Origin of the sequence: Sphingomonas sp. Leaf242 (genome assembly GCF_001422045.1) — a bacterium.
Lineage (GTDB): Bacteria > Pseudomonadota > Alphaproteobacteria > Sphingomonadales > Sphingomonadaceae > Sphingomonas.
In genome coordinates, this window is the sequence record NZ_LMLW01000008.1 from 60,067 (window position 1) to 84,374 (window position 24,308).

The 24,308-nt window shown below is 64.2% G+C and carries 16 protein-coding genes and 1 pseudogene; 11 read left to right on the forward strand and 6 right to left on the reverse strand.

Annotation, left to right across the window (positions count from 1 at the left end; genetic code table 11):
* Positions 1–57 precede the first annotated feature (57 nt).
* Entirely contained in the window at positions 58–648 is a 591-nt protein-coding gene (locus ASF09_RS08120; RefSeq protein ID WP_327196560.1) for a TetR/AcrR family transcriptional regulator, read from the reverse strand.
* Between the two features lie 114 nt (positions 649–762).
* Between ASF09_RS08120 and ASF09_RS08125 the strand changes: the two genes are divergently transcribed.
* The 3 genes from ASF09_RS08125 to ASF09_RS08135 are packed head-to-tail and all read left to right on the forward strand — an operon-like array spanning position 763 to position 6,698.
* Positions 763–1,980: an efflux RND transporter periplasmic adaptor subunit gene (locus ASF09_RS08125; RefSeq protein WP_060526277.1), complete on the forward strand. Its 1,218-nt coding sequence runs from the start codon at positions 763–765 to the stop codon at positions 1,978–1,980.
* A gap of 6 nt (positions 1,981–1,986) precedes the next feature.
* On the forward strand, positions 1,987–5,196 hold the full coding sequence (locus ASF09_RS08130) for an efflux RND transporter permease subunit (protein WP_082444180.1): 3,210 nt from the start codon (positions 1,987–1,989) through the stop codon (positions 5,194–5,196).
* A 5-nt stretch (positions 5,197–5,201) separates the two neighbouring features.
* A complete protein-coding gene (locus ASF09_RS08135) occupies positions 5,202–6,698 on the forward strand; it encodes an efflux transporter outer membrane subunit (protein WP_060525782.1) in 1,497 nt (498 codons plus the stop codon).
* Positions 6,699–6,830: 132 nt separating this feature from the next.
* Here ASF09_RS08135 and ASF09_RS08140 read toward each other — a convergent pair whose 3' ends face one another.
* Positions 6,831–7,277 (reverse strand): DUF3617 domain-containing protein, encoded by a 447-nt coding sequence (locus ASF09_RS08140; protein WP_082444181.1) that lies wholly within the window; start codon positions 7,275–7,277, stop codon positions 6,831–6,833.
* A gap of 227 nt (positions 7,278–7,504) precedes the next feature.
* Positions 7,505–7,924: a globin domain-containing protein gene (locus ASF09_RS08145; RefSeq protein ID WP_060525783.1), complete on the reverse strand. Its 420-nt coding sequence runs from the start codon at positions 7,922–7,924 to the stop codon at positions 7,505–7,507.
* Between the two features lie 402 nt (positions 7,925–8,326).
* Here ASF09_RS08145 and ASF09_RS08150 point away from each other — a divergent pair, with 402 nt between their 5' ends.
* From ASF09_RS08150 to katG, 7 genes are all read left to right on the forward strand, one after another.
* Entirely contained in the window at positions 8,327–8,914 is a 588-nt protein-coding gene (locus ASF09_RS08150; RefSeq protein ID WP_060525784.1) for an RNA polymerase sigma factor, read from the forward strand.
* 70 nt (positions 8,915–8,984) lie between these two features.
* Positions 8,985–9,485, forward strand: coding sequence for a hypothetical protein (locus ASF09_RS20920; protein ID WP_060525785.1), 501 nt, complete (start codon positions 8,985–8,987; stop codon positions 9,483–9,485).
* The gene (locus ASF09_RS19705) at positions 9,380–9,973 is read left to right on the forward strand and encodes a FecR family protein (protein ID WP_235529795.1); all 594 of its coding nucleotides are present in this window, start codon (positions 9,380–9,382) and stop codon (positions 9,971–9,973) included. Before ASF09_RS20920 ends, ASF09_RS19705 begins: the two co-directional genes overlap by 106 nt.
* A 135-nt stretch (positions 9,974–10,108) precedes the next feature.
* Positions 10,109–13,207, forward strand: a complete 3,099-nt coding sequence (locus ASF09_RS08165) for a TonB-dependent receptor (RefSeq protein ID WP_060525787.1) — start codon at positions 10,109–10,111, stop codon at positions 13,205–13,207.
* Positions 13,204–14,337 (forward strand): Ca2+-dependent phosphoinositide-specific phospholipase C, encoded by a 1,134-nt coding sequence (locus tag ASF09_RS08170; RefSeq protein WP_060526279.1) that lies wholly within the window; start codon positions 13,204–13,206, stop codon positions 14,335–14,337. The genes ASF09_RS08165 and ASF09_RS08170 overlap by 4 nt, the downstream gene beginning before the upstream one ends.
* Positions 14,337–15,863, forward strand: coding sequence for a CehA/McbA family metallohydrolase (locus ASF09_RS08175; RefSeq protein WP_060525788.1), 1,527 nt, complete (start codon positions 14,337–14,339; stop codon positions 15,861–15,863). Before ASF09_RS08170 ends, ASF09_RS08175 begins: the two co-directional genes overlap by 1 nt.
* Before the next feature lie 379 nt (positions 15,864–16,242).
* The gene (gene katG, locus ASF09_RS08180) at positions 16,243–18,468 is read left to right on the forward strand and encodes a catalase/peroxidase HPI (RefSeq protein WP_060525789.1); all 2,226 of its coding nucleotides are present in this window, start codon (positions 16,243–16,245) and stop codon (positions 18,466–18,468) included.
* A gap of 243 nt (positions 18,469–18,711) precedes the next feature.
* Here katG and ASF09_RS20665 read toward each other — a convergent pair.
* Positions 18,712–19,263: pseudogene (locus ASF09_RS20665) on the reverse strand (DEAD/DEAH box helicase family protein).
* A 330-nt stretch (positions 19,264–19,593) separates the two neighbouring features.
* Here ASF09_RS20665 and ASF09_RS08195 point away from each other — a divergent pair.
* A complete protein-coding gene (locus ASF09_RS08195; RefSeq protein WP_060525792.1) occupies positions 19,594–21,876 on the forward strand; it encodes a TonB-dependent receptor in 2,283 nt (760 codons plus the stop codon).
* 738 nt (positions 21,877–22,614) lie between these two features.
* Here ASF09_RS08195 and ASF09_RS08200 read toward each other — a convergent pair.
* Complete coding sequence (locus ASF09_RS08200) at positions 22,615–23,034, reverse strand: glycoside hydrolase family 25 protein (protein WP_060525793.1); 420 nt, start codon at positions 23,032–23,034, stop codon at positions 22,615–22,617.
* A gap of 581 nt (positions 23,035–23,615) precedes the next feature.
* On the reverse strand, positions 23,616–24,164 hold the full coding sequence (locus tag ASF09_RS08205) for a type IIL restriction-modification enzyme MmeI (RefSeq protein WP_060525794.1): 549 nt from the start codon (positions 24,162–24,164) through the stop codon (positions 23,616–23,618).
* Between the last annotated feature and the right edge of the window lie 144 nt (positions 24,165–24,308).

The window sequence follows — 24,308 nt, forward strand, 5'->3', positions numbered from 1 at the left end:
GGCTTCTGCACGCGTCGTGCGTAGCGCTGCTTAGGCAGCGCGACGCGCTACATTGCTCTAGAGCGCGCGGACCGCGGCCAGGATCATCCGGCCTGTCAATCGCGCGGTCTGATCTTCCGACAGCCGCGGACGCGACAACGTGCGGTGGCCAAGCCCGAACATGAAGGCGAGGATCAGTTCCTCCGCGCCTTCCAGCTCGTTTTCCTCGAGATCGGGATTGGCGACGCAGGCCAGTTCGCGGATCATCTGGCGGAATCCACGGCACAGATCGGCGATCGTGTCGGCGACGTCGGTGTTGCGGTGGGCCTCCGCCATGATCTCGAACGACAGCGCTTCGTCACCCTTCGACAACGCGCGGCGAGCCAGTTCGACGAACCCCTCCTCTATCGGCAATCCTTCGAATTTCACCGAGTCGTTCATCGTCTGCAACTCGGCCATCTTGGCCGTGGCGTCTTCCATCACGATCGCCTGGATCACCGCGTTCTTGCCGGTGAACAGACGATAGATCTGGCCGACCGATACGCCCGCCGCGACCGCGAGTTCGGACATCGGCGTCTGGTGAAACCCTTGGGTCGCAAACAGATGACGGGCCGCGGCGACGATACGTTCCCGACTCCCCATCTCATGCTGCACTGCACTCAAAATCATATTCCCGATGCGTTTTTTGGTTGACCCGCCGCTCGCACGATCATAGCGGACAAAGCAAGCGGAATGAACGTTCATTCCGGTAAAACTCATCTGCACGACGTCGGGATGCTTAACATGCAGCAATTGAACCTCAGGGGAACGGTGGCTCTGGCCGCGCTGGCGCTGATGACGGCGTGCAGCAAGGAGCAGGCTCCGCCGCCTCCGCCGACACCGACCGTCGGCGTCGTCACCGTCGGCGAGGAGTCGGTCGTCCTCACCTCCGAGCTTCCTGGCCGGGTCTCCGCCGTGGAAACCTCGGAAGTCCGTCCGCAGGTCAGCGGCGTGGTTCGCGATCGCCTGTTCACCGAGGGCGCGATGGTCAGCAAGGGCCAGGTGCTCTACGCGATCGAGGACGCCCCCTACCGCGCGGCGCTCGCCAGCGCGCAGGGCCAGCTCGGCGCGGCCCAGTCGCAGATCAATGCGACCCGCCTCCAGGCGCAGCGCTACGGCCAGCTCGTGCAGCTGAACGCGGTCAGCAAGCAGGAGGCGGACAACGCCACCGCGTCCGCACAACAGGCTCGCGCGAATGTTGCAGCGCAGCAGGCAGCGGTCCAGTCGGCCCGCGTCAACCTTGGCTTCACGCGGATCAAGGCGCCGATCTCGGGCCGCATCGGCCGGTCGCTCGTGACCGTCGGCGCGCTGGTCCAGACCGGCCAGACCGATCCGCTCGCGACGATCCAGCGCACCAACACCGTGTATGTCGACGTCGTCCAGTCGGCGGCGCAGCTGCTCGATCTCAAGCAGGCGATGGCGACCGGCGGCGTGACCCGCGGCGACGGCAGCGCGCGCGTCCAGCTGATCCTCCCGAACGGCAGCACCTATCCGATCGAGGGTCGCCTGCAATTCTCCGAAGTCACGGTCGACCAGACCACCGGCGCGGTGACGCTGCGCGCGAGCTTCCCGAACCCCAACGGCCTGTTGCTGCCCGGCATGTACGTCCGCGCCAAGCTGGTCGAAGGCACGCGCGCGCAGGCGATCATGGCGCCGACCGCAGGCATCACGCGCGATCCGCGCGGCGGTGCGACCGCTCTGGTCGTCAACGCACAGAACAAGGTCGAACAGCGTAATGTCACCACCGATCGCGTGATCGGCGACAAGTGGATCGTCACCAGCGGCCTGAAGCCCGGCGACAAGCTGATCGTCGAGGGCCTGCTCAACCTGCGCCCCGGCTCGACCGTCAAGCCCGCTGCCCCGCAGCAGGTCGCCAAGCCAGCGGGCGGTTCGCCCGGAGGCGGTGACCCCGCAGCCGGCAACACGTCCGCGCAGGCCAATTCCGCCGCGCAGGGGAAGTAACCGCCCATGTCACGCTATTTCATCGATCGACCCATTTTCGCGTGGGTCATCGCCATCATCCTGATGCTGGCCGGTATCCTCGCGATCCGGTCGCTGCCGATCGCGCAGTTCCCTGAGATCGCCGCCCCCAAGGTGACGGTCGCGACGTCCTATCCGGGCGCAGACGCACAGACGCTCGAGAACACGACGACGCAGATCATCGAGCAGCAGATGAAGGGCATCGACAACCTTCGCTACTTCGCTTCGACCTCGGACGGCTCGGGCAACCTCGCGATCACGCTCACCTTCGAGCAGGGGACCGATCCCGACATCGCGCAGGTCCAGGTGCAGAACAAGCTGCAACAGGCGACGCCGCTCCTGCCGCAGGAAGTGCAGCAGGCCGGTCTCCGCGTGACCAAGGCGACCGCCAACTTCCTGCTCATCATCGCCGCCTATTCGGAAAATGGCGACCACGACCAGGTCGATCTCGGCGACATGATCGCCTCGAAGCTCCAGGATCCGCTCAGCCGCATCAAGGGCGTCGGCGACACGCAGGTGTTCGGCGCGCAATATTCGATGCGGATCTGGGTCGACCCGTTCAAGATGTCAAACCTCGGCGTCACCGTCACCGACATCACATCGGCACTGACCGCGCAGAACGCACAGGTCTCGGCCGGCCAGGTCGGCAGTCTGCCCGCCGTGAAGGGTCAGTCGCTCAACGCGACCGTGACCGCACAGTCGCGCCTCCAGACGCCGGAACAGTTCCGTGCGATCATCGTCCGTTCGGCGACCAGCGGCGCGACCGTGCGCCTGTCGGACGTCGCCCGCGTCGAGATGGGCTCGGAGAATTACAGCTTCCAGGCACGCTACAACGGCAAGCAGGCGGCAGGCTTCGGCGTAAAGCTGGCACCGGGTGCGAACGCGCTCGACACCGTCAAGCTGGTCAAGGCCGAGGTCAACCGGATCGCCAAGCAGTTCCCGCCCGACGTCAAGGTCGCGTTCCCGATCGACAACTCGACGTTTGTGCGGCTGTCGGTCGAGCAGGTCATCCACACGCTGATCGAAGCGATCGTCCTCGTCTTCCTCGTGATGTTCCTGTTCCTCCAAAATTTCCGCGCCACGCTGATCCCGACGATCGCGGTCCCGGTCGTGTTGCTCGGCTCGCTTGCCGTGCTTCAGGTCGCAGGGTTCACGATCAACACGCTGACCTTGTTCGGCATGGTGCTGGCGATCGGCCTGCTCGTCGATGACGCGATCGTCGTCGTCGAGAACGTCGAGCGCCTGATCCAGGAGGAAGGGCTCTCCCCGAAGGAAGCCGCCAAGAAGTCGATGGACGAGATCAGCGGCGCGCTGGTCGGCATCGGCCTGGTGCTGTCGGCGGTGTTCTTGCCGATGGCGTTCTTCAGCGGCTCGACCGGCGTGATCTTCCGGCAGTTCTCGATCACCATCGTCTCGTCGATGGCGCTGTCGGTGCTGGTCGCGTTGATCCTGACGCCCGCGCTCTGCGCGACGATCCTGAAGCCCGCCAAGGAAGGTCATGGCGAGAAGAAGGGCTTCTTCGGCTGGTTCAACCGCACCTTCGACAAGGGCGTCGGCAAGTACGGCAACGGCCTGCGCCGCGTCGAGAAGGGCTGGGTCCGCACGATGCTGGTCTATGCCGTGATCGTCGTCGCGATGGCGTTTATCTTCGTCCGCCTGCCGTCGGGCTTCCTCCCCGAGGAAGATCAGGGCGTGATGTTCGCACAGGTCTCGATGCCGTCGGGTACGCCGATGGAGGAGACCGCCCGGACGATGGACAAGGTCCGCGATCACTTCCTGATCGACGAGAAGGCCAACACCGCGGGTATCTTCACGATCAGCGGCTTCGGCTTCGTCGGCCAGGGCCAGAATGTCGGCATCGCCTTCATCCAGCTCAAGCCCTGGGAAGATCGTAGCGGCAAGGAGAACGGCGTCGCCGCGGTCGCCGCCCGTGCCAACCAGGCGCTCGCCGGGGTCCGTGCCGGCATGGTGATCGGCTTCGTGCCGCCCGCCGTGCAGGAACTCGGCAACGCCAACGGTTTCGACTTCATGCTGAAGGACAATGCCGGCGTCGGTCACGAGAAACTGCTCGAAGCCCGCAACATGCTGCTCGGCATGGCCAGCCAGGACAAGCGCCTGATGCAGGTCCGTCCGAACGGCCTGGAGGATGCGCCACAGCTGAAACTGAACGTCGATCAGGCGCAGGCCGGCGCGCTCGGCCTCAGCCAGGCGGACATCAACACCACCGTCAGCACCGCGTTCGGTGGCGCGTACATCAACGACTTCATCGACCGCGGTCGCGTGAAGAAGGTGTTCGTGCAGGCCGACGCACCGTTCCGCACGACGCCCGCCGATCTCGGCAACTTCTACGTCCGCGGCACGACGAGCAACGCGATGGCACCGTTCTCGTCCTTCTCGACGACGAGCTGGAACTACGGTCCGTCACGCCTCGAACGCTATAACGGCGTAGCGTCGTTCGAGATCATGGGTTCGCCGGCACCGGGCGTCAGCAGCGGTACCGCGATCAAGGCGATGGAGGAGATGGCGGCCAAGCTGCCCCCCGGCATCGGCTATGAGTGGACCGGGCTCAGCTACGAGGAAAACCTGTCGGGCGGCCAGTCGACCACGGTCTATGCGCTGTCGCTGCTGATCGTGTTCCTCTGCCTCGCGGCACTGTACGAGAGCTGGTCGATCCCGATCGCCGTCCTGCTGGTGGTGCCGCTGGGCGTCCTCGGCGCGGTCGGTGCGGCGATGATCTTCGGGCTGAACAACGACATCTACCTTCAGGTCGGGCTGATCACGACGATCGGCGTGGCGGCGAAGAACGCGATCCTGATCGTGGAGTTCGCCGAGGAGAAGATGGGCGACGGAATGAACGCGGCCGATGCCGCGGTCGAGGCGGCCAAGCTTCGCCTTCGCCCGATCCTGATGACGTCGTTCGCGTTCATCTTCGGCGTGTTGCCGCTCGCATTGTCGAGCGGTGCCGGCGCCGGCGGCCAGAACGCGATCGGCTGGGCGGTGGTCGGCGGCATGCTGTCCGCGACCGTCCTCGCGATCTTCTTCGTGCCGCTGTTCTTCCTGCTCGTGAAGCGCGTCTTCAAGCAGGACAAGGCCGGCTCGGGACAAGACCGCGACCAAGTGCCCGACCATGACGGCAACCGTGACGATAACCGTGACGGCGGCCATCCGCCCCACGACCAGCGGCCGCAGGAGGCCTGATCCAGATGTTCTCTCGCAAAACCGCCCTCACGTTCGCCGCCGGGCTCACGCTCGCCGGGTGCAACCTCGCCCCTAAATACGTCCGCCCGGAGCTTCCCGTCGCGCCGAGCGGACCGACTGGCCCCGCCTATGCGGGCGGCAACGCCGCGAACGCGATCGTACCGGCGGACACCGCGTGGGAGGCCTTCTTCACCGACGATCGCCTGCGCGGCGTGATCCGCCTCGCGCTCGACAATAACCGCGACGTCCGCATCGCGGTCGCCAACGTCGCACAGGCGCGCGCGCAATACCGCGTCCAGCGCGCGGACCTGTTCCCGACGCTCGGCGCGACCGGCAGCGCAACCTACCAGAAGTCGCCGTTCAACGCGGTCGGCGGCGGCGGCGCCGGCGGCGGCACGGGTGGCGGTGGCACAGGTGGTGGCGTTGGCGGCGTCGGCGGCGGAACCGGAGCAGGCGCGGTGGCCGGCAGCGGTCGTATCGATATCTACTCGGCCAATGTCGGCGTTTCGGCCTGGGAGATCGATCTCTTCGGCCGCATCCGCAACCTGACGCAGGCACAGCAGGAAGCGTATTTCGCGGCGGAGGAAAACCGCAACGCCGCCCAGGTGTCGCTGATCTCGGAAACGGCGACCGCGTGGCTGACGATGGCCGCGGATCAGGACCGTCTCAAGATCGCGCAGGATACCGAGCGCGCGTTCGGCCAGACGCTGAAGCTCACGCAGGACCGTTTCCGGATCGGCATCGCCTCCGAACTCGAAGTGCGTCAGGCGCGCACCACCTATGACCAGGCGCGCTCGGACATTGCCGACGCGACGACGCTGATCGCGCAGGACCAGAATGCGCTCAACCTGCTCGCCGGGACGACCGTGACGCCGGAGCTGCTTCCCGCGCGGATGCCGGACAAGACGCCGACGCTGGAGAATCTACCCGCCAACCTGTCGTCAGAGGTGCTGTTGCGCCGTCCAGACGTCGCCGCAGCCGAGCATAACCTGATCGCCGCCAACGCGAACATCGGCGCGGCGCGCGCGGCGTTCTTCCCGAACATCTCGCTCACGGCGGCGTTCGGTACGCTCAGCCTCGGCCTGTCCAACCTGTTCGGCAGCGGCAGCCAGCAATGGTCGGTGGCGCCGACGATTACCCAGCCGATCTTCGATTTCGGCCGCAACAAGGGCAATCTGCAATACGCCAAGGCGACGCGCGACGCGATGCTGGCGACGTACGAGAAGAGCATCCAGACCGGCTTCCGCGAGGTCGCCGATGCACTGGCACGCCGTGGCACGATCAACAGCCAGCTCGAAGCGCAGACGTCGCTGCGTGACAACGCGGCGGGCGCGTACAATCTGTCGCAGCTCCGCTTCCGCGCCGGGATCGACCCGTTCCTCAACACGCTCGATTCGCAGCGCGCGCTCTACACCGCGCAACAGAGCCTGCTCGCCACGCGCCTCGTCCGCGACAGCAACGCGGTCGAACTCTATCGCTCGCTCGGCGGTGGCCTGAAGTAACGCTTAGGGGCGCTCTGATGGTCGTGCGTCATGACCATCGGAGCGTGCATCCGTGCGTGATCGACTGCGTTTCCTGGTCGCCGTGACGGAAATCGCTACGTTCGTTCCAGCCGGACTTGTGGCGATTTCGCCTTAGTCTGCGACGCGCGAAGCACGCTGGTTGAGCACGATCTTCATCGGTCCCTTCGGCGTCACGCCGGTGACGATCGCCTGGCCGACGAAGCCCGTGCGATCATACGTCCCCACGCGCGCGATCTCGACCGGCTTGCCGCGCTTTTGCGGGCACGTCAGCGCCTGGACATAATGGCCGTCGGCAACGTGCTGACCGTCGACCCGGCATTGCGCCTTGGGATCCGGGACGAGCAGCGCGTCGATCGCCTGCGCGGTAGCAATGCTCTTGCGCTCGGCCTTCGACTTGCCGCGCATCATCCGCATGACGAACCCCGGAACGCCGGGGATCGACAGCTCGGCGACGGTTGATGTGATATCCCACCGCCCCGCCGCGATCGTCGGTAGATCGGCAGCGGAGGCGGCGGCGGGAGCGGCGAGGATGAGCACGACGGCGGCGTATTTGAGCATGGCTCCGCTTACCTGCCACCCCGGCGCTTCACCAGACCGCAGTGATCGCGGCCCGCCGTCCCCGATACCCGCGCGACAAAAGAAAAAAAGAGACTGCTCAACCGTCTCAAGCGGCTGCGGGGGCAGACGAACTCGTTCACATCGTCCACACCTATCTGACCTGACCGTTGGCTCCACCTTGGTGCGGTCCGTAGCGGGCATTTGCGGCAATCTGCGAAGATCCGTTATCAGCCGTCGGGATACGCTTCGGCGATCATCACCCCTGCAGTTTCCGCATAGACCGTCTCCCAGGCTTCGCGGATCTCCGGCGTGAAACGGCTTCCCAGTATTTCCGAAAACGTCGCGATCAATACGGCACCGACAGCTTCGTATTGATAGGGTCTGACGCCGTATCCGACATGTTTTCGTGCAAGGTCCGCTAAGGTGGGCCGCAAGCCGGCAATATCCCCCACCTCCCTGACGAGAATAGCGATCGTCTTCTCGAACACGAATGCCTGATGGCGGAGATCGTCGGGGAAAAGCGCCCGTGCGAAAGGGTGATCGAGCAGCAGTCGATGATAGAAAAGTTCGGAATACGGGCGGGGTGAGCGTCCGATCAGCGCATAGCTTTCGGTCACGAGCCGGACCTGATCTGCCGTCAAGGACATGCCCCCCTCCCCCGCGGATGAATTCCCCGCACCGCCGAAGATCTCGACCAGAGCGAAATATTCCCGCCCACAGCCAAGGACTTATGCCCGATTACATTATCAGATCAGATCGCTGAGCGATGTCAAGATGCTTGCGGCATCGCAGCTGTCTGCGCTCGACGGTTAATGCCGGTACACGCTGCGCAACAAAGTCCGCACCGGGCGCCGTCGAACGACTGGCCAAAGCCACGGCCGCGGCCATGCGGCTAACGATGTCGTTGACCGTGGGACTGTATTTCTCGTCGATGGTATAGCCAGCGGAGCGACGTCGACCCTGTGGGGCACCGGCTCACCCGGCTGTCGTCGGAATGACACGAGCGCGGCCTAGAGGACGCGCTCCCCTCCACCACGGTGAGAGATTGCGTGCCTGTCGTCCGCCCTATCGATCGCTGGTTTGTCGAGGAGGTTCTCCCCCATGAACGCGATCTGCTCGATGCGGCGTACCGATTGTGCCGTGGTACGGACGAAGCGCGCGATCTGGTGCAGGACGTGCTCGCGCGGATGCTCGCGACGGAAGCTTGGGGCGCGATCGTCAATCCCAGGACGTATATGCTGCGGATGATGCGCAATCTGGCGATCGACCGGCTGCGCCGCGCCAAGATCATCGATTTTCGCCATTTCGTCGAATTCGAGAACTTCGATGCTCCCGACGACACCCCCGACCAGCACCGGATCGCCGAGGACCGCCAGCAGCTCGACGATCTCGCGCACGCGATACGGGCGCTGCCGGACAAATGTCGAACCGTCTTCGAGCGCTGTCGCGTCGACGGCCAATCGCCGCGACGGATTGCCGACGAACTCGGCGTAAGCCTGTCGACGCTCGAGAAGCGGCTCGCCCGTGCGATTTACCTGCTCACCCAGGCGCTTGAGCCGCGCCGTCGGGACACGTACGAGGTGCCGGAGCCGGATATCGGACACCGCCGGCTCGCCGGATCTCGAAAACTGCATTGAACGGCATCTTGGCGGATTGCGATGCGGCGTTCGTCTAGGGGAGTATGTATGTGCTGAAAGAGGATCGCGCATGACGCGGTTCGGCGGTCTTTTTCGTAACGACGCCGATGTCGATGCTGCCGAAGCCGCCGCATGGCTGGCGCAGCATCGTCTGGGTACGCTGGACGAGGTCGCGTTCAAGACGTGGCGCGACGAGGATGTCGCGCACGCGATCGCCTTCGCGCGTGCGCTGGCGATGTGGGACAGGGTCGGCAGCGAGGCTCCGCGGTCCGTGCGCGAACTTTCGGGGCGCCGCACCGCCGCCCTGGTGCCCGCCGCACCGAAAGGGCCGTGTTCACGTCGGATGTTCCTGCAAGCGGCCTGCGCGGTGGCGGCGGTCGGCGTCGTCGCGGCCGGTACGACCGCGACGCGCGCGTATGCCTGGATAGTGAAACGACCGCAGTCGGCGAGAGCAAGACGATCCGCCTGCCGGCAGGCGGTGTCGTCGCGCTCAATACGGATTCCCGGCTATCCTGGCGCGTGTCGAGCACCAAAAGAACGTTCTGGATCGAACGCGGTGAAGTCGCGCTAAGTCTTCCGAAGGGACCGGATGCCGTGTTTCACGGCGACGGGCGCATGGTCATCCTTTCGGCGGGGCGCTTCAACGTGCGTGCGCGGGGCGGGGCGCTGGATCTGTTGGTGGAGAAGGGTATAGCACGCGTCGCCGGGCAGGCTGGGTCGATACCCGGTTCGACGATAGACGCGCGCAGTGGTGCGACGAGCCTGCTGGTATCGTCCGACGGCGCAATCGTGCGTCGGGCCGATGCCAATCAGGTCGACCGGGTCACGGCCTGGCAGCACCAGGAGATTCTCTTCCGCGATGCAACGCTGGGCAGTGCGGTCGAGGAGTATAACCGATTTCTGGTCCGCAAGATCGTGATCGTCGATCGCGAGCTCGCCAGCATTCCGGTTGGTGGACGGTTCGTCACGAGCGACCCGACCGCTTTCCTCGATGCTGTTTCGACCGGCTTGAACATCCGGGTATCGCGCTCGCCGACCGCGTATCTGCTGACCCGCTGACGCTTCGACCGATCCCGCATGTCGTCGGACTGAAAATCGCAAGAAAGTTTTGTCGGAGTTGGCGGTTGGTCCCGCGCTGATCGTCTTTCGGGGTGAAGACGGTCTCGACCAACCATTCCAACCGAGGTTTCCTCCATGCGCTCGACACTCGCCGGGACGTCGCTGCTCGCGACGCTCTTGATGACGCCTGCCGCCCATGCCGCGCCGATCGCCGCGCCCGACATGCACAGCTTCGATATCGCTCCCCAATCGCTGGCGAACGCGCTGACCGAATTCGGCCGGCAGGCGAACGTGCAGATCTTCTTTCCCCGCGCCGCGATCGCGCAGGTCCAGTCGGCGGCGATCCACGGCGCAATGTCGCGACAGGCCGCATTGCGCCTGTTGATCGCGAACAGTCCGCTCCAGCTGCGGCGCGACGACGGGAAGACCATCGTGCTGGGCGCGGCCGATCCGCAAGGCGGCGCTGGCCTTCGCCATCCGGTCGCCTTGACCACGGGCGCTGCGGCCCCCGATCGCGCTGGCGTAACAGCGCCCGATCCCGCCCCGGACCCCGCCGCTGATCCCGGCAATGATATCGTGGTGACCGGCGCGGTGCCGCTCGAGGAAGAGCGCGCGCTCGCCTGGAAACGACAGCAGGTCGGCACCAATGCGGTCATGTCCGGCGAGACGATCGCCCGGCGTCCGGGTGGCAACATCGTCGACATCCTCGCGGTCCTGCCGGGCGTCAGCGCCTATGCGGACATGGGGCTCGGCCAGGCCGCCACCGGCGAGGCCGAGTTCATCTCGATCCGCGGCATCGATTCGAGCTACAACGCCTATTCGATCAACGGCATGCGCGTGGCGGAATCCGATCCGGCGACCCGCGCGCTGTCGCTCAAGATGATCGCGCCCTACGGCCTGCGCTCGGCGAGCGTGTCGAAGACCCCCGGCGCCGCCGATTACGGCGACTCGATCGGCGGCACGGTCGACATCGCGACGCCGACCGGTTTCCAATATGGCGACCATTATCTGAAGGTCACCGGCGGCGCGAATTACAACGACCGTGCCGACAAGCTCGGCTTCAAGGCATTCGGCGGGGTCGGTCAGATCGAACTCGCCAGGACGTTCGGCGCGAACCACGCCATCGGCGTCTACGCGACCGGCTATTACGAACAGCGCCGATCGGCGGCGGAAAGCGTCGAGGCGGTCACCTATATCCCCGCGACGGCGACCTCCGGCCCCGGCGACCTGACCGCGATGGGGATCAAATACGATCTCTACGATTCGAACATCGAGCGGTTCGGCGGCAATTTTTCGATCGATTTCAAAGGCGATGCGGTCTCCGCGTTCATCCGCGGCACCTATGGCCATTACAAGGTTTCGTCGGTCGACGTGCAGCACAGCATCACCGGCGGCGTTCTCCAGCTGCTCGGCACCGCCCCCTATTACGGCGCAAACGGCACCTATAACCCGCTCGGCACGCTGGCCGGCAGCTACTTCCAGGCCCGCGACCAGCTCTCGCAGCTCGGCACGATCCAGGCCGGCAGCGACATCAAGATGTCCGACAAAGTCTCGGCATCGTTGCGCGCATCCTACGGCTATGGCCAGCAGCGGCGTCCGAATTACGTCGAAGGAAGCCTGTACAGCGACACGAGCCTGTTGACCGACAGTGCCGGCAATCCCCGCGGCAGCGTCCTGATCGACACCGGCAATCCGACCAATATCGGTCTCGCATTCGCCGATCCGGCGACGCGCAACGCCGTCTTCAGCGCCGACTCGATCCGCGCGTGGAAATTCCAGGCGCGCGACGTCGAGTCCGACGACAACCTCTACGAACTGAAGCTCGATATGGATTACGCCCCCGACGGGCTGATCAAGCATATCCGCTGGGGTACCGACCTCAGTCTTTCGGACCGCTCGCAATACGACCGCGGCCTGCTCGGTAACAACGGCGACAATTTCGTCATCCCCGCCGCCGACGGCAGCCGCCCCGATTTCGATGCAGGGCAAGGCCCGACCGGGTCCGCACTGCCCGGCCGCAACGTCGATTTCATGGGCGGAAATTATCCCGGCTTCCGGATCTACGACCGGACGTATTTCGAGAAGAGCATCCTGCCCTACGCCTATACCAACCAGTTCACGCCGGACGGCACCCCGAACCCCGGCTATTACACCGCCAACGACTATGCCCGGAACACGGTCTTCGGCACGGAGACGGTCGTTGCCGGCTATGCGCAGGCGGATGCGGCACTCGGGCCGGTGCAGATGGTCGCAGGGCTTCGTTTCGAGCATACCGACTTCACCGCGACGCACTGGGTGGTGGTCACCGATTCCGGCGGCGCCTCGCCGAACGATACCGGTCATTTCACGTCCGACGGCAACAGCTACAACGAATTCCTGCCAAGCCTGAACCTGGCCTATCGCCCGACCGATCGGCTGGTCATCCGCGGCGCGGCGCGGCGCAGCTTCGCACGGCCTGCCTTCGCGCTGGTCGCTGGTCCCGAGACCTATAGCTACAACGACGTCACCGGCGCGCTGGCGTTCGTCAACAGGTCCAACCCCGATCTGAAGCCGACGACCGCGACCAACCTCGACCTCGGCGTCGAATGGTATCCCGATCACAGCGCGGTGATCGAGACGGCCGGCTTCTACAAGCATCTGTCGAACTTCGTGTTCACCGCCAGCGCGACCGGCAGCACGCCGAGTTCGAGCGGCGGCACCAACACCGTCGGCGGGATCGTCTACACGATGCCGCTGAACGGCAGCGACGCGGATCTGTACGGCGTCGAATTCCACGCGCGGAAGCAGTTCTTCGAACTCGGGCAGTTCTTCGGCGGCTTCGGGGTCGAGGGGTCCGCCACGTTGCAGGACAGCCGTGCCGACAGCGGCGTCGCCGGGCGCGGCACGACGGTGCTGCCGCGCGCGCCCAACGTCATCTACAACACCGAGCTGTTCTACGAGCGTCCGGCATTTTCCGGCCGCCTCGCCTGGCAATATGTCGGTCGCCAGCTGCTGAGCCTCAACGACCAGCTCGACACCTATCTCCAGCCCAACCGCCAGCTGAACTTCAACGCCACCTATCACATCGGCCGATGGTCGCTGTCGGGCCAGGTGCAGAACATCCTCAACAAGGAAAGCTTCTACAAGACGATGGGCAAGAGCACGCGCTATCTGGGTGTGCAGGACGGCGGCGGTAACGGCTCGTATGTCGAGACCGGCCGCTTCTTCAAGCTCACGACCTCGTTCCAGTGGTGAACGCCTGTCGAGCACGAGGCTGGCGATTGGCCGCCGCAGCGTTTCTGACGATCGCCGCGGCTGGTTCGGCGGCGCCCCGACACGGCGACCGGGTCGAGGGACTGCCGGCGACGCTGCGGCTCGATCAGGTGCAGTTGCTCGGCTCGCACAACAGCTACAAGCGCTACCCGTCGGCCGACGAAGAGGCGCGGATCCGCACGCTGGCGCCACAATATTGGGACGAGCTCGACTATGGCCACCCGCCGCTGGAGGCGCAGTTCGCGATCGGCATCCGTCAGATCGAGATCGACGTCGCGCCCGATCCGCAAGGCGGCCTGTACGCCACGCCCTATCAGATGGCGGCGGCTGCAACACGCAAGGCGATGATGGCACCGGGCGCGAAGGTGCTGCACTTTCCGCAGATCGATACCGAAAGCCATTGTCTCGTCTTTCGCGAGTGCCTGGCGATCCTGCGGCGCTGGTCGGACCGCCACCCCGACCACCTGCCCGTCACGGTGCTGGTCAACGCCAGCGACTTCCCGCCGATCGCCGGGTCGTGGCTGCACGATGCGCAATTCGAGGCCGGCGATCTCGATGCGCTCGATACCGATATCCGCACCGTCATGGGCGAGGATCGGCTGATCGTGCCCGACAGCGTGCGCCGTGATCGCCCGACGCTGGCGGAAGCCGTGCGCGCGCATGCATGGCCGACGCTGGCCGCCGCGAAAGGGCGGTTCGTGTTCGTTCTCGATGGCGACGAGCGGCATTATGCGCTCTACCGCGCGGGCCACCCGTCGCTGCGGGGCCGGGCGATGTTCGGCTATTACGACGAGGAATCGCCCGAAGCCGCCGTGTTCAACATACAGGACCCACGCGGCGAAGAAACGCATATCGCTCGCCTCGTCCGCGCCGGCTATCTGGTGCGCACCCGCGCCGATGCCGACACGAAGGAAGCGCGCGCCGACGATCCGACCCGGCTCACCGCGGCGATCGCCTCGGGCGCGCAGTTCGTCAGCAGCGACTATTACGACGGCGTGCCCAACCCGCATGGCTATGCCTATCGCGCGAGCCTGCCCGGCGATGTCCTGCACCGCTGCGATCCGGTTGCCGCACGCTGCGGGGCGCTACCGTCGAGGCGGGTGGACCGGTGATGCGGTTACGGCGTATCGCGGCGGCGTTCATCGTCGTACCGCTTCCGGTCTGTGCGCAGACGACCGCGCCTGCATCGTCGCAGGACGTGGTGATAAGCGGCGTGATGCGGGACAGCGACCGCGGGAGCTACCGCGAACTGCCGTTCGACGTACCCGCAGGCGTCACCAGATTGACGATCGACGTCCAAGGCGCGGATCACAAGGACGGCACGTATCTCGTGCTCGGCGTTTACGACCCGACGCGTGAGCGCGGCTGGGGCGGCGCGATCAAGCCGCACATCGTCATCGCCGAGACCTTCGCCTCCACCTCCTATCTGCCCGGGCCGCTACCGGCGGGCCGCTGGCGGTTGAGCGTCGCGGTGGCGTCGATCCGGCCCGGTACCGTGTCGCCCTACACGGTGACCGTGCATTTCGATCGTGGCGCGGCGGCACAGGCGATCACGACGACGGCGCTGAAGAACGGTCCGGGCTGGTATCGCGGCGACTTCCACACGCATACCGGTCAAAGCGACGCGCTCTGCCGGAGCGAGCCGAGCCGTAATCCGGTGCCCTGCCCGGTCTATTTCACGCTCAAGGCCGCGCGCGATCATCAGCTCGATTTCGTGACGGTGACCGATCACAACGTCCGTTCACAGGTCGCCGAGCTCGCCAATCTCGCACCGTTCTTCGATAGTCTGCTCGTGATCCCCGGTCGCGAGATGACGACGCAATACGGGCATTTCAACCTGCTCGGCATCACCGATTTCGTCGAATATCGGCTCGGCGCGGTCGGTGCGCCGAACATCGACGCGATGTTCGATGGCGCACGCGGGACCGGCGCGATCATCGCGATCAACCACCCGGAAATTCCGACCAACGAAAACTGCCTCGGGTGCGGATGGTCGGCGCCGGATACGGATTACACACGGGTCGGCGCGATCGAGGTGGCCAATGGCGGCATCGCGGCGGATCATGGCGGCGCGTTCGACGATGGGGCCGGCTCGGGGACCGCGTGGTGGGAAAAGCTGCTCGATCGCGGCTACCACCTGACCGGTATCGGCGGCAGCGACAATCACGATGCGATCGACGGTCAGGCGGGCAGCTCCCCGGTCGGCGCGCAGTCCCCTGTCGGCACTCCCACTACCGTGGTCTACGCCTCGGAGCTTTCGCAGGCCGGCATCCTTGCAGGCGTACGGTCGGGGCGAGTGTTCATCGACCTTGAAGGCGCACATCCCGGACGCGTGCTCGATCTGACAGCAACCACGGGCGCGCGATCCACCGCCGTGATGGGCGGCACATTACGCCGCCGTCTGGGACAAGCGATCCGCGGTACGGTCCACGTTGCCGGGGCAGATGGCGATATCGTCGATCTCCTCGTCGACGGCGGGCATATTCTACGTGGCCAACGCCGATACGTGGTGGGCTCAGACGCGAGGATTACCTTCGACATCCCCGCAAGATACAAGCTTCACTGGCTCCGCGCAGACGTACGCACGCCCGGCGGAAAACGGGTTCTCATCGGCAACCCGATTTACGTGGTTCGGTAGCGCATCGGAACGACTCAAGTGCGAACCCGCCCCGCGAGGGGCCAAGAGCCTGTCGACGAGTCCCCCTTTTTATATCCGCTGCCGATACGTGGGCGCGGGTTGAGGTGCTATCGATGCTGTAGTGGCCGGTGTCCGCTATCGTCTGGGCCAACGTGACCGACACGATCTCCCTCGTAGGGCGAGCGTGCCTGTTTCGCGCTGTATCTCGGCGCTCTGAACGCGGGTCATGGCGGCGGTACACACCGGGACGGCTTGCTCGACAACCACCTGTGATCGACTGGTGTGATCGATCCTGCCCGAATAATCGATTGGACAAATGTCCGTCAAATCCTGCATCTTCAGTACAAGTACGGAATACTCATCGAGAGAGGACGCCAAGATGGCCGATTACGAACAGCCAAAGAGCAGCGGTTGCCCCATGGGCCCCAACGGCGGCGGCGAGGTCAAAGCCCGCTCGCTGCTCGGGCGTACGAACAAGGATTGGTGGCCGGATGCGCTGCCGATCGACATGTTGCACCAGCACGGCGTCTCCCCCGACCCGATGGGCGAAGAGTTCAACTATGCCGAGTCGTTCCAGCAGCTCGACTACGCCGCGCTCAAGGCAGACCTGACCGCGCTGATGACCGACAGCAAGGCCTGGTGGCCGGCTGACTATGGTCACTACGGCCCCTTCATGATCCGCATGGCGTGGCATGCCGCCGGCACGTACCGGGTGACGGACGGCCGTGGTGGGTCGTCGTCGGGCCAGCAGCGCTTCGAGCCGCTCAACTCGTGGCCGGACAACGGCAACCTCGACAAGGCACGTCGCCTGTTGTGGCCGCTGAAGCAGAAGTACGGCAAGAACATCAGCTGGGCCGATCTGTTCATCCTCGCCGGCAACGTCGCGATCGAGAGCATGGGCGGACCGATCTTCGGTTTCGCCGGCGGCCGCAAGGACGTCTTCGCGTCCGAGGGCGACACGTTCTGGGGCGCCGAGGAGCTGTGGGTCAACGAAGGTGCGCAGACGCGTATCAGCGAGGATCTGCCCGAGCTTGAAGGACCGCTTGCCGCAATCCAGATGGGGCTTATCTACGTCAATCCGGAAGGTCCGGGCGGTGATCCGAACCCGCTCCTGTCGGCTCGCGACATGAAGGCGACCTTCCAGCGGATGGCGATGAACTCCGAGGAAACCGTTGCGCTGACCGCAGGCGGCCATGCGTTCGGCAAGGCGCACGGCGCCAAGCCAGCGCCGCACTTCAAGGCCCCGTCTTCCGAATCCGTGCATATGCAGGGTCTTGGCTGGCTGACCGACAGCGAGGAGATCGGCCAGGGCCACATCACGACCTCGGGCGTCGAGGGCGCATGGTCGAACAACCCGACCAAGTGGACCGGCGACTATCTGCGCCTGCTGTTCAAGTACGAATACGAGCTGACAGAAAGCCCGGCCGGCGCGAAGCAGTGGCAGCCGGTCAACCCCGAGCACGAGGACATGGCGCCCGACGCACGCGATCCCAACAAGCGCGTGCCGACGATGATGACCACCGCCGACATGGCGCTGAAGATGGACCCCGAGTTCCGCGAGATCGCGCTGCGTTTCCGCGATGATCAGTCGGCACTCGACGACGCGTTCGCACGCGCCTGGTTCAAGCTGACGCACCGCGACATGGGTCCGCGCGTTCGCTACCTCGGGCCTGAGGTTCCGGAAGAGACGCTGATCTGGCAGGATCCGGTTCCCGAGGGCACCGCGCCGTCGGACGCCGACGTCGCGGCGTTCAAGGACGCCGTGCTGTCGAGCGGCCTGACGATCGGCCAGCTGGTCAAAACCGCATGGGCGTCGGCATCGAGCTATCGCCGGTCGGACCACCGCGGTGGCGCGAACGGTGCGCGCATCGCACTCGCTCCGCAGAAGGATTGGCCGGTCAACGAGCCAGAGCAGCTGAGCAAGGTCCTGGCCAAGCTCAACGAACTGCGCGGCGACATGTCGCTGGCCGACGCGATCGTGCTGGCCGGTTCGGCAGCGGTCGAGAAGGCGGCGCGCGATGCCGGTCACGACGTGTCGGTGCCGTTCCTCGGCGGACGCGGCGATGCGACGCAGGAGTGGACCGATGTCGAGAGCTTCGTGTGGATGGAGCCGCAGGCCGATGGCTTCCGCAACTACCTGAAGACGCGTCACCCGGTGAAGACTGAGGAGCTGCTGCTCGACAAGGCTTCGCTGCTCGGCCTGTCCGCGCCGGAGATGACCGTGCTGGTCGGTGGCCTGCGCGTACTCGGTGCGAACTTTGGCGATGCGCCCGAGGGCGTGCTCACCACGCGTCCGGGTCAGCTGACCAACGACTTCTTCGTCAACCTGCTCGACAACGACACGTTCTGGGACCTGGTCGACACGTCGAGCGACGAGAAGTTCATCGGCTATGATCGTGGTGGTCGCGAGAAGAAGTGGCAGGCGACCCGCACCGACCTGATCTTCGGCTCGAACTCACAGCTGCGCGCGACGGCCGAAGTCTATGCCGAGAACGGCCATGAGCAGAAGTTCGTGCGCGACTTCGTCAAGGCATGGGTCAAGGTCATGAACGCCGATCGTTTCGACGTGACGGCCAAGCCTGTGTCGTCCAACCAGGCGACGTAAGCTTCGTTAGCGGGTGGATAGGCCGTGGTGGTCCGGGAAAGGTTCCGGAACACCACGGCTTATCCGCCACTGACCCGAGTTATGAAATCTAGACTTGGATCGTTGCACGGCTTGTCGCCACCGGACTGAACGGTCGCTCTCCAGCAGCCTTTATACTGTTGTGCGTACAATCCACTACGACCTTGGCTCGCTGACGCATTGATAACTTTGCTGCGCTGCGCCATGAGCAAATACCGGTCAGGACTATACCGTTTTTGCACGGGTTCCAGCGCACCTGTGCCTTGAAACCGTTGGGCAGGATTTGGTCGATGTAATGCCCGACCAGATCGTGGGCGATCGCGCCGATCCGGCTTTCGGCCTCCATATGTCGCCGGTCGCGCCATATTTCTTCTTCTTGATGGCCAACAGGTCCGCCGCCGACCGCTCCTCAAACATATCCTCGAACGCCTGGTCGAATTCCACCTTGTCGCGCAGCGCGGTATTCGCGGTGCGGCCTTCGTATAGAATCTGCAGCGTCGCCCCGTCAGCGACCGCGTCGATCAGCTTGTAGGTATCGATTTACTCGCCGAACCGCTTCACCGTCTGGCGCCCGCCATGGCGTTCGGTTTTCAGCGGCGTGCCGGTAAAGGCGATCCGCGCAGCATTGGGAAACGCCTCGAACAGATTGTCGCCCATGTCGCTGCCCTGGGTCCGATGTGCCTCGTCCACCATGATCAGAATACGGGCCGAGTCATCGACCACGCTGAAGCTGTCGGCGCTGGGCGGCGGAGCATAGCGACCGAGCTTTTCGCGCACGCTGTCGGGCGGTCGTCCTTCAGGCAGGTGCGGCTTGGGCGTACCCTGGCGGTCAATCGTCCCCCCATTACGCGCGCAGACCGTCGTGCTTCGTGGCGACAATGCGAAAATGTGTGCGGCGATGCACGCGCTCTACACACGATCACTCAGCTCTAAACGTCACCGTGGCGGCAGCGCCAACTGGGGCAAAGATGTCGCGGTGCTCAGCAAAAATGCATCGCCCCCGATCGGGTCTATTGCCGCGCGTTGCAGTGATGTTACCGGTCGGTGACGGATTCGGGTCACACGGATCGACGCGGGAGGATGTTCGAAGCCAAAGGGGGACCATCCATGATTCGCTTGCCCGTTCGTACGTCTGCCATCGCCAAGCTGCTGGCTGCCAGCGCGCCGTTACTCGTCTTTGCCGCGCCCGCCGTCGCGCAGGATCAGGCGCCGACCGGGCAAGCCGTCGCCGGTCCGGCTGGCGAACAGGGCGTCGGCGACATCGTGGTCACGGCGACCCGCCGTCGGGAATCGTCGAAGGACGTGCCGATCGCGGTTACCGCGATCAGTGGCGAAAAGCTCGACGTGCTCAATTCGAGCGGCCTCGATATTCGCTTCCTCGCCGGCCGCACGCCGAGCCTCCAGGTCGAATCGTCGTTCGGCCGCACTTTCCCACGTTTCTATATCCGTGGCCTCGGCAATACCGATTTTGATCCCAACGCCGCGCAGCCGGTGTCGGTGGTGTATGACGACGTCGCGCTCGAGAATCCGATGCTCAAGTCGTTCCCGGTCTTCGATCTGCAAAGCGTCGAAGTGCTGCGCGGGCCGCAGGGCACGTTGTTCGGGCGCAACACGCCGGCCGGCGTCGTGAAGATCGATTCCGCCAAGCCGAACCCGGACAAGGTCTCGGGCTATGCGACCGGGTCCTGGGCGACCTACAACACGATCAACGGCGAGGCGGCGCTCAACCTGCCGATCGGCAACGGCTTCGCATTTCGCGCGTCGGGCATTATCCAGTCGCGCGACGATTGGGTCACGAACGACTCCACGACGGGCAATGCGGATCGCAAGCTCGAAGGCTATCGCGACGTCGCCGGCCGCTTCCAGCTCGGCTATACCAGCAGCGATTTCAACGCATTGCTGAACGTCCATGTCCGCGACCTGACGGGCTCGCCGCGCATTTTCCGCGCCGGACTGTTCAAGCCGGGGACCAACGACTTCAACACCGGGTTCGACCCCAAGCACGTCACGCTCGACGGCTATACCAGCCAGAGCCTCACGCAGTGGGGCACCAACCTCCGGCTCGACTATCACCTCGACGGCATCGGCACCTTCTACTCGGTCACGGGTTATGAACAGGCCAAGGTCGAGAGCACCGGCGATGTCGACGGCGGCAATAACTACACCTTCCTCGGCGGGACGATCGGCGCGATCGGCGTCGGCCTGTTCCCGTCGAACACCGGTGGCCTGACCAAGCCCAAGGAGTTCAGCCAGGAACTGCGCTACGCCAGCGAGGATATGAACGGCATCCGCCTACAGGGCGGGCTGTATTATTTCCACCAGACGTTGCGCTATCACCAGTACGACTACGCGTTTGGCGGCACCGGTTCGCGCGCGACCGATCTCGACCAGGACATCTTCCACGACAATCGCAACGAGAATTACGGCGCGTTCGCGTCGATCGAAGCCAAGCCGGTCGAGTTGCTGACGTTGCGCGCGGGTGTCCGCTACTCGCACGACTATCGCAACGATCTCGTCACCGCGCCGATCCCCGGCACCGGGATCAGCGACACGCTGCCCGCGCGCGCGATCGTCCGTGGCTCGAACGTCACGTGGGACGCGAGCGCGACCTATGAACTGACGCCCGCGATCAACGTCTATTCGCGGCTCGCGACCGGTTATCAGGGCCCTGCGATCCAGGACCGCGTGACCTTCGGCAGCGTCCAGAGCACGGCGCCGAAGCAGACGACCTTTTCGGGCGAAAGCGGCTTTAAGGGCACGCTGCTCGATCGGAAAGTGAACTTCTCGCTCGACGCCTATTGGTACAGCACCAAGGACCTGCAGATCACTGCGGTCGGCGGCAACAGCAACTCGGCACGTCTGATCAGCGCGAACAAGGCGATCGGTTACGGCGTCGAGGGCGAGTTTGAGGCACGTCCGCTTCCCGAGCTGACATTGACCGCGAGCGGCAGTTACAACTTCACCGAGATCCGCGACCGGAACATCGGCGTCGGGGTGTGCGCGACCTGCACCGTGCTCGATCCGATCGTCAACGGGTTCGCGGTGATCGACGGCAACGACCTTCCCCAGGCGCCGCGCTGGATCGCCAACTGGACCGCGCGCTACGGCATCCCGCTCGCGAACGGCGGCGAGGTCTATGCCTATACCGACTGGGTCTATCGCAGCCGAATCAACTTCTTCCTGTATGAAGCGGTAGAGTTCACCGGCAAGTCGTCGCTCGAAGGCGGGCTCAAGGTCGGCTATAAATCGCCGCAGGGGTATGAGGTCGGCGCATTCGTCCGCAACATCACCAACCAGTATCGCAGCATCAGCGCGATCGACTTCAACAACCTGACAGGCATGATCAACGAGCCGCGGATCATCGGGGGACAGTTCAAGATCGCGTTTTGAGATAAGACGCCGAACTAAACGCCTTATGGGCACTTTTGATGCGTAAGCGAGCGAGAGGCGCTGTCGTCTGACGTAACACCGCGGTGGGCCGGTGCACTGGCACTGGCCCTAGCTTTAGCGTCCGCTCTTGGGCAACGCGCAGAGGACCGAACCAGGTTCAAGTACCTCGACTGACGTCGCCAACATGCATCAGAAAACGGATCGAAGGCCTAAGGTCTACTGGGGTGAGAAAGTCTAGATCATCGAGTGTGACGGCAACCTGGATGCACGTTGCGGTCCATGGCGCGCGCGGCATCGTCGCTCAGGGCATGATTAGGCCAAGTGCAAGCTCCGCAACAATGGGCTACTACACCTGTCGATGGCGGACCTTCACCAGGGCGATAGCCTCATCGCTGCCGACGGACCAACAGGTGCTTGCGTTCACGCGGTCTGGCAAGCACTTCATGAACGAAGCCCAACGGGTCACGGTGTTGCGACCGGCAAGGTCGAACCTCAAAAGGCTGTGACAAAGCACATGGCGCTCAAAACTGCCTGAACAACGAAGCATGGTGATGGCGGCAGATCCCCCAATGAGCTCAACGTTCCTTAAAGGGCCAAGCCTTCAAAAAGGCCTCTGTAGTTCCCTTAAAGGCGTTTCGGTCGACTTTTCCGAAGCCTGGGGTCGCGCGGGGCTAGGGACCGTGCAGGCCTTCGGTATACTGCCAGATGGTCCAGTCATCCCAACCCTCCGGCATGGCACTATATGGCTTCACCCTTGGTTACTGGTGAGCTACCATTACCCTTCATCACTAATCGTAGTCGATGCCGGCCATAGATCACCGGCCATCTATTGAGCTGACGGTGAATTTCTAGGCAAAATTCTTCCATCTGCTTGAAAACACCATATCTCTCGCAGTCAAAGGCGATGAGGTCGTTATCCTCAGGCTTAGCAAAATCAAGAAAGTGTTGAGCCTGTAATGTTCCGTCCGCAGATTTTCCAGCGAAGTGATAAGCACCCCACAAAAGGCCCGCTTCTTTGATTTCATGCTTGCGGCGCTTGTAATTTTCATCAGTCCAATCGCCCCCTTCGGTGGCTTTGTGGACGACGGCAACGATACCGGCTCGCTTGACGGCGGCCCAATCAGCGACCTGTTCTTGATAATGCGAGATGTCTATCATGCATGTGGTCCATGCCGCGCTGATGTTCCCCATCTCGTTTTCTTTCCCCGACGAACTAACTACTGCAGACGGCCGCATTAAATTGCTGGATTCAAGGAGTTTGGCTGCAAGTGATTTTTAAGTATCGGCTGCGGAACGGCTGTGGATCGATCATTCGCTCGATCAGCAGCTGCCCACACCCGTTTCCGGGCGTTCAGAGGTTCTGGCGGCTTCTCAGCTTTTGCCATTCGTTCATCTACTGGAAACCGCTCGCTTCGGTGGTTTGGCCGGGCCAGCCAGACCGATTTGAATTGGGATGAAGCTGCCATTCCCATCAGAGGATCCAAACCTCTGTATCTAACGAGAGCCGACATACGCCTGCCTAGTTTTACGCATCCGGCTCATTGGTTGCCCGAGTGGCTACTACGTTAGGATCAAGGCTTGGCTGAATGGGCGAGACCACGGGCCGGTTGAGCCCTTCGGACGGGGTGCCGTCCGCGCCGTGGCTACGCCCGCCGGCCCCACCCGGGCGACTCGAGGGTCTCGATCGGCCCGGTCGCCAGAGTTTGGCGCGCTGAGCTCCGCAGGCCGGAGGGCTTAATCTACCGAATGATGATTGAATCGAGCCTGCTTCTCCTGCTGACCCTCACACGATGACCACTGGGCATGCCGGGAGGTCCATAATCGACCGACAGCGCCTTGGCATAGCGCTCTGCCTGCCCGCGCGCCTGGACCATCGCCTTCGTCCAGCCCGGCGTGCCCCGGGCGGTGCCGCGTTTCATCCGCGCGCTGGCGGTCTGGCCGAATAGGTCGAGATCGTCATCGCCGCGCGTCGCCGCCGCACGATCGGCGTCGCTGCCCTGCTTGGCCTCGAGGATGAAGGCGCCGCGCTTATAGGCGTCGATCCGACCGAAGCTGACGCTGCCGTCGCCATTGTTTTGCAAAAGGCGCCGTTCGAACACATAGTCGTTATGCGCGTCATCGCTGCGGCTGCCATGCGGCGGATCGACGCTGATCAGCGCGCACAGCCCGTTCAGGAAGCTTTGCGTATTGGCCAGTTCCGACCCGCCGGTGCCACGCAAGTGCGCAATGAAGGCGTCGATAGCGGCGGGATCGGTCATGGTCGCGACGTAAGTCAGGATTTCCGCCATATGCAACTGACCAGGATAATCAGCCGACCGTGTCGGGCCCAACGGTGACGTGCACGGTGCACTCCTTGTCGGGCAGCATTACGCCGTCGATCCCGTTCGACACGTCTCAGATGATCTCTCGTCCTCTCGTCATCCGTGCCTTGA

Coding starts and splice junctions, on each gene's coding strand:
- ASF09_RS08120 (WP_327196560.1), bottom strand. CDS start 648: ATGATTTTGAGTGCAGTGCAGCATGAGATGGGGAGTCGGGAACGTATC.
- ASF09_RS08125 (WP_060526277.1), top strand. CDS start 763: ATGCAGCAATTGAACCTCAGGGGAACGGTGGCTCTGGCCGCGCTGGCG.
- ASF09_RS08130 (WP_082444180.1), top strand. CDS start 1,987: ATGTCACGCTATTTCATCGATCGACCCATTTTCGCGTGGGTCATCGCC.
- ASF09_RS08135 (WP_060525782.1), top strand. CDS start 5,202: ATGTTCTCTCGCAAAACCGCCCTCACGTTCGCCGCCGGGCTCACGCTC.
- ASF09_RS08140 (WP_082444181.1), bottom strand. CDS start 7,277: ATGCTCAAATACGCCGCCGTCGTGCTCATCCTCGCCGCTCCCGCCGCC.
- ASF09_RS08145 (WP_060525783.1), bottom strand. CDS start 7,924: ATGTCCTTGACGGCAGATCAGGTCCGGCTCGTGACCGAAAGCTATGCG.
- ASF09_RS20920 (WP_060525785.1), top strand. CDS start 8,985: ATGACGCGGTTCGGCGGTCTTTTTCGTAACGACGCCGATGTCGATGCT.
- ASF09_RS08165 (WP_060525787.1), top strand. CDS start 10,109: ATGCGCTCGACACTCGCCGGGACGTCGCTGCTCGCGACGCTCTTGATG.
- ASF09_RS08175 (WP_060525788.1), top strand. CDS start 14,337: ATGCGGTTACGGCGTATCGCGGCGGCGTTCATCGTCGTACCGCTTCCG.
- katG (WP_060525789.1), top strand. CDS start 16,243: ATGGCCGATTACGAACAGCCAAAGAGCAGCGGTTGCCCCATGGGCCCC.
- ASF09_RS08195 (WP_060525792.1), top strand. CDS start 19,594: ATGATTCGCTTGCCCGTTCGTACGTCTGCCATCGCCAAGCTGCTGGCT.
- ASF09_RS08200 (WP_060525793.1), bottom strand. CDS start 23,034: ATGATAGACATCTCGCATTATCAAGAACAGGTCGCTGATTGGGCCGCC.
- ASF09_RS08205 (WP_060525794.1), bottom strand. CDS start 24,164: ATGGCGGAAATCCTGACTTACGTCGCGACCATGACCGATCCCGCCGCT.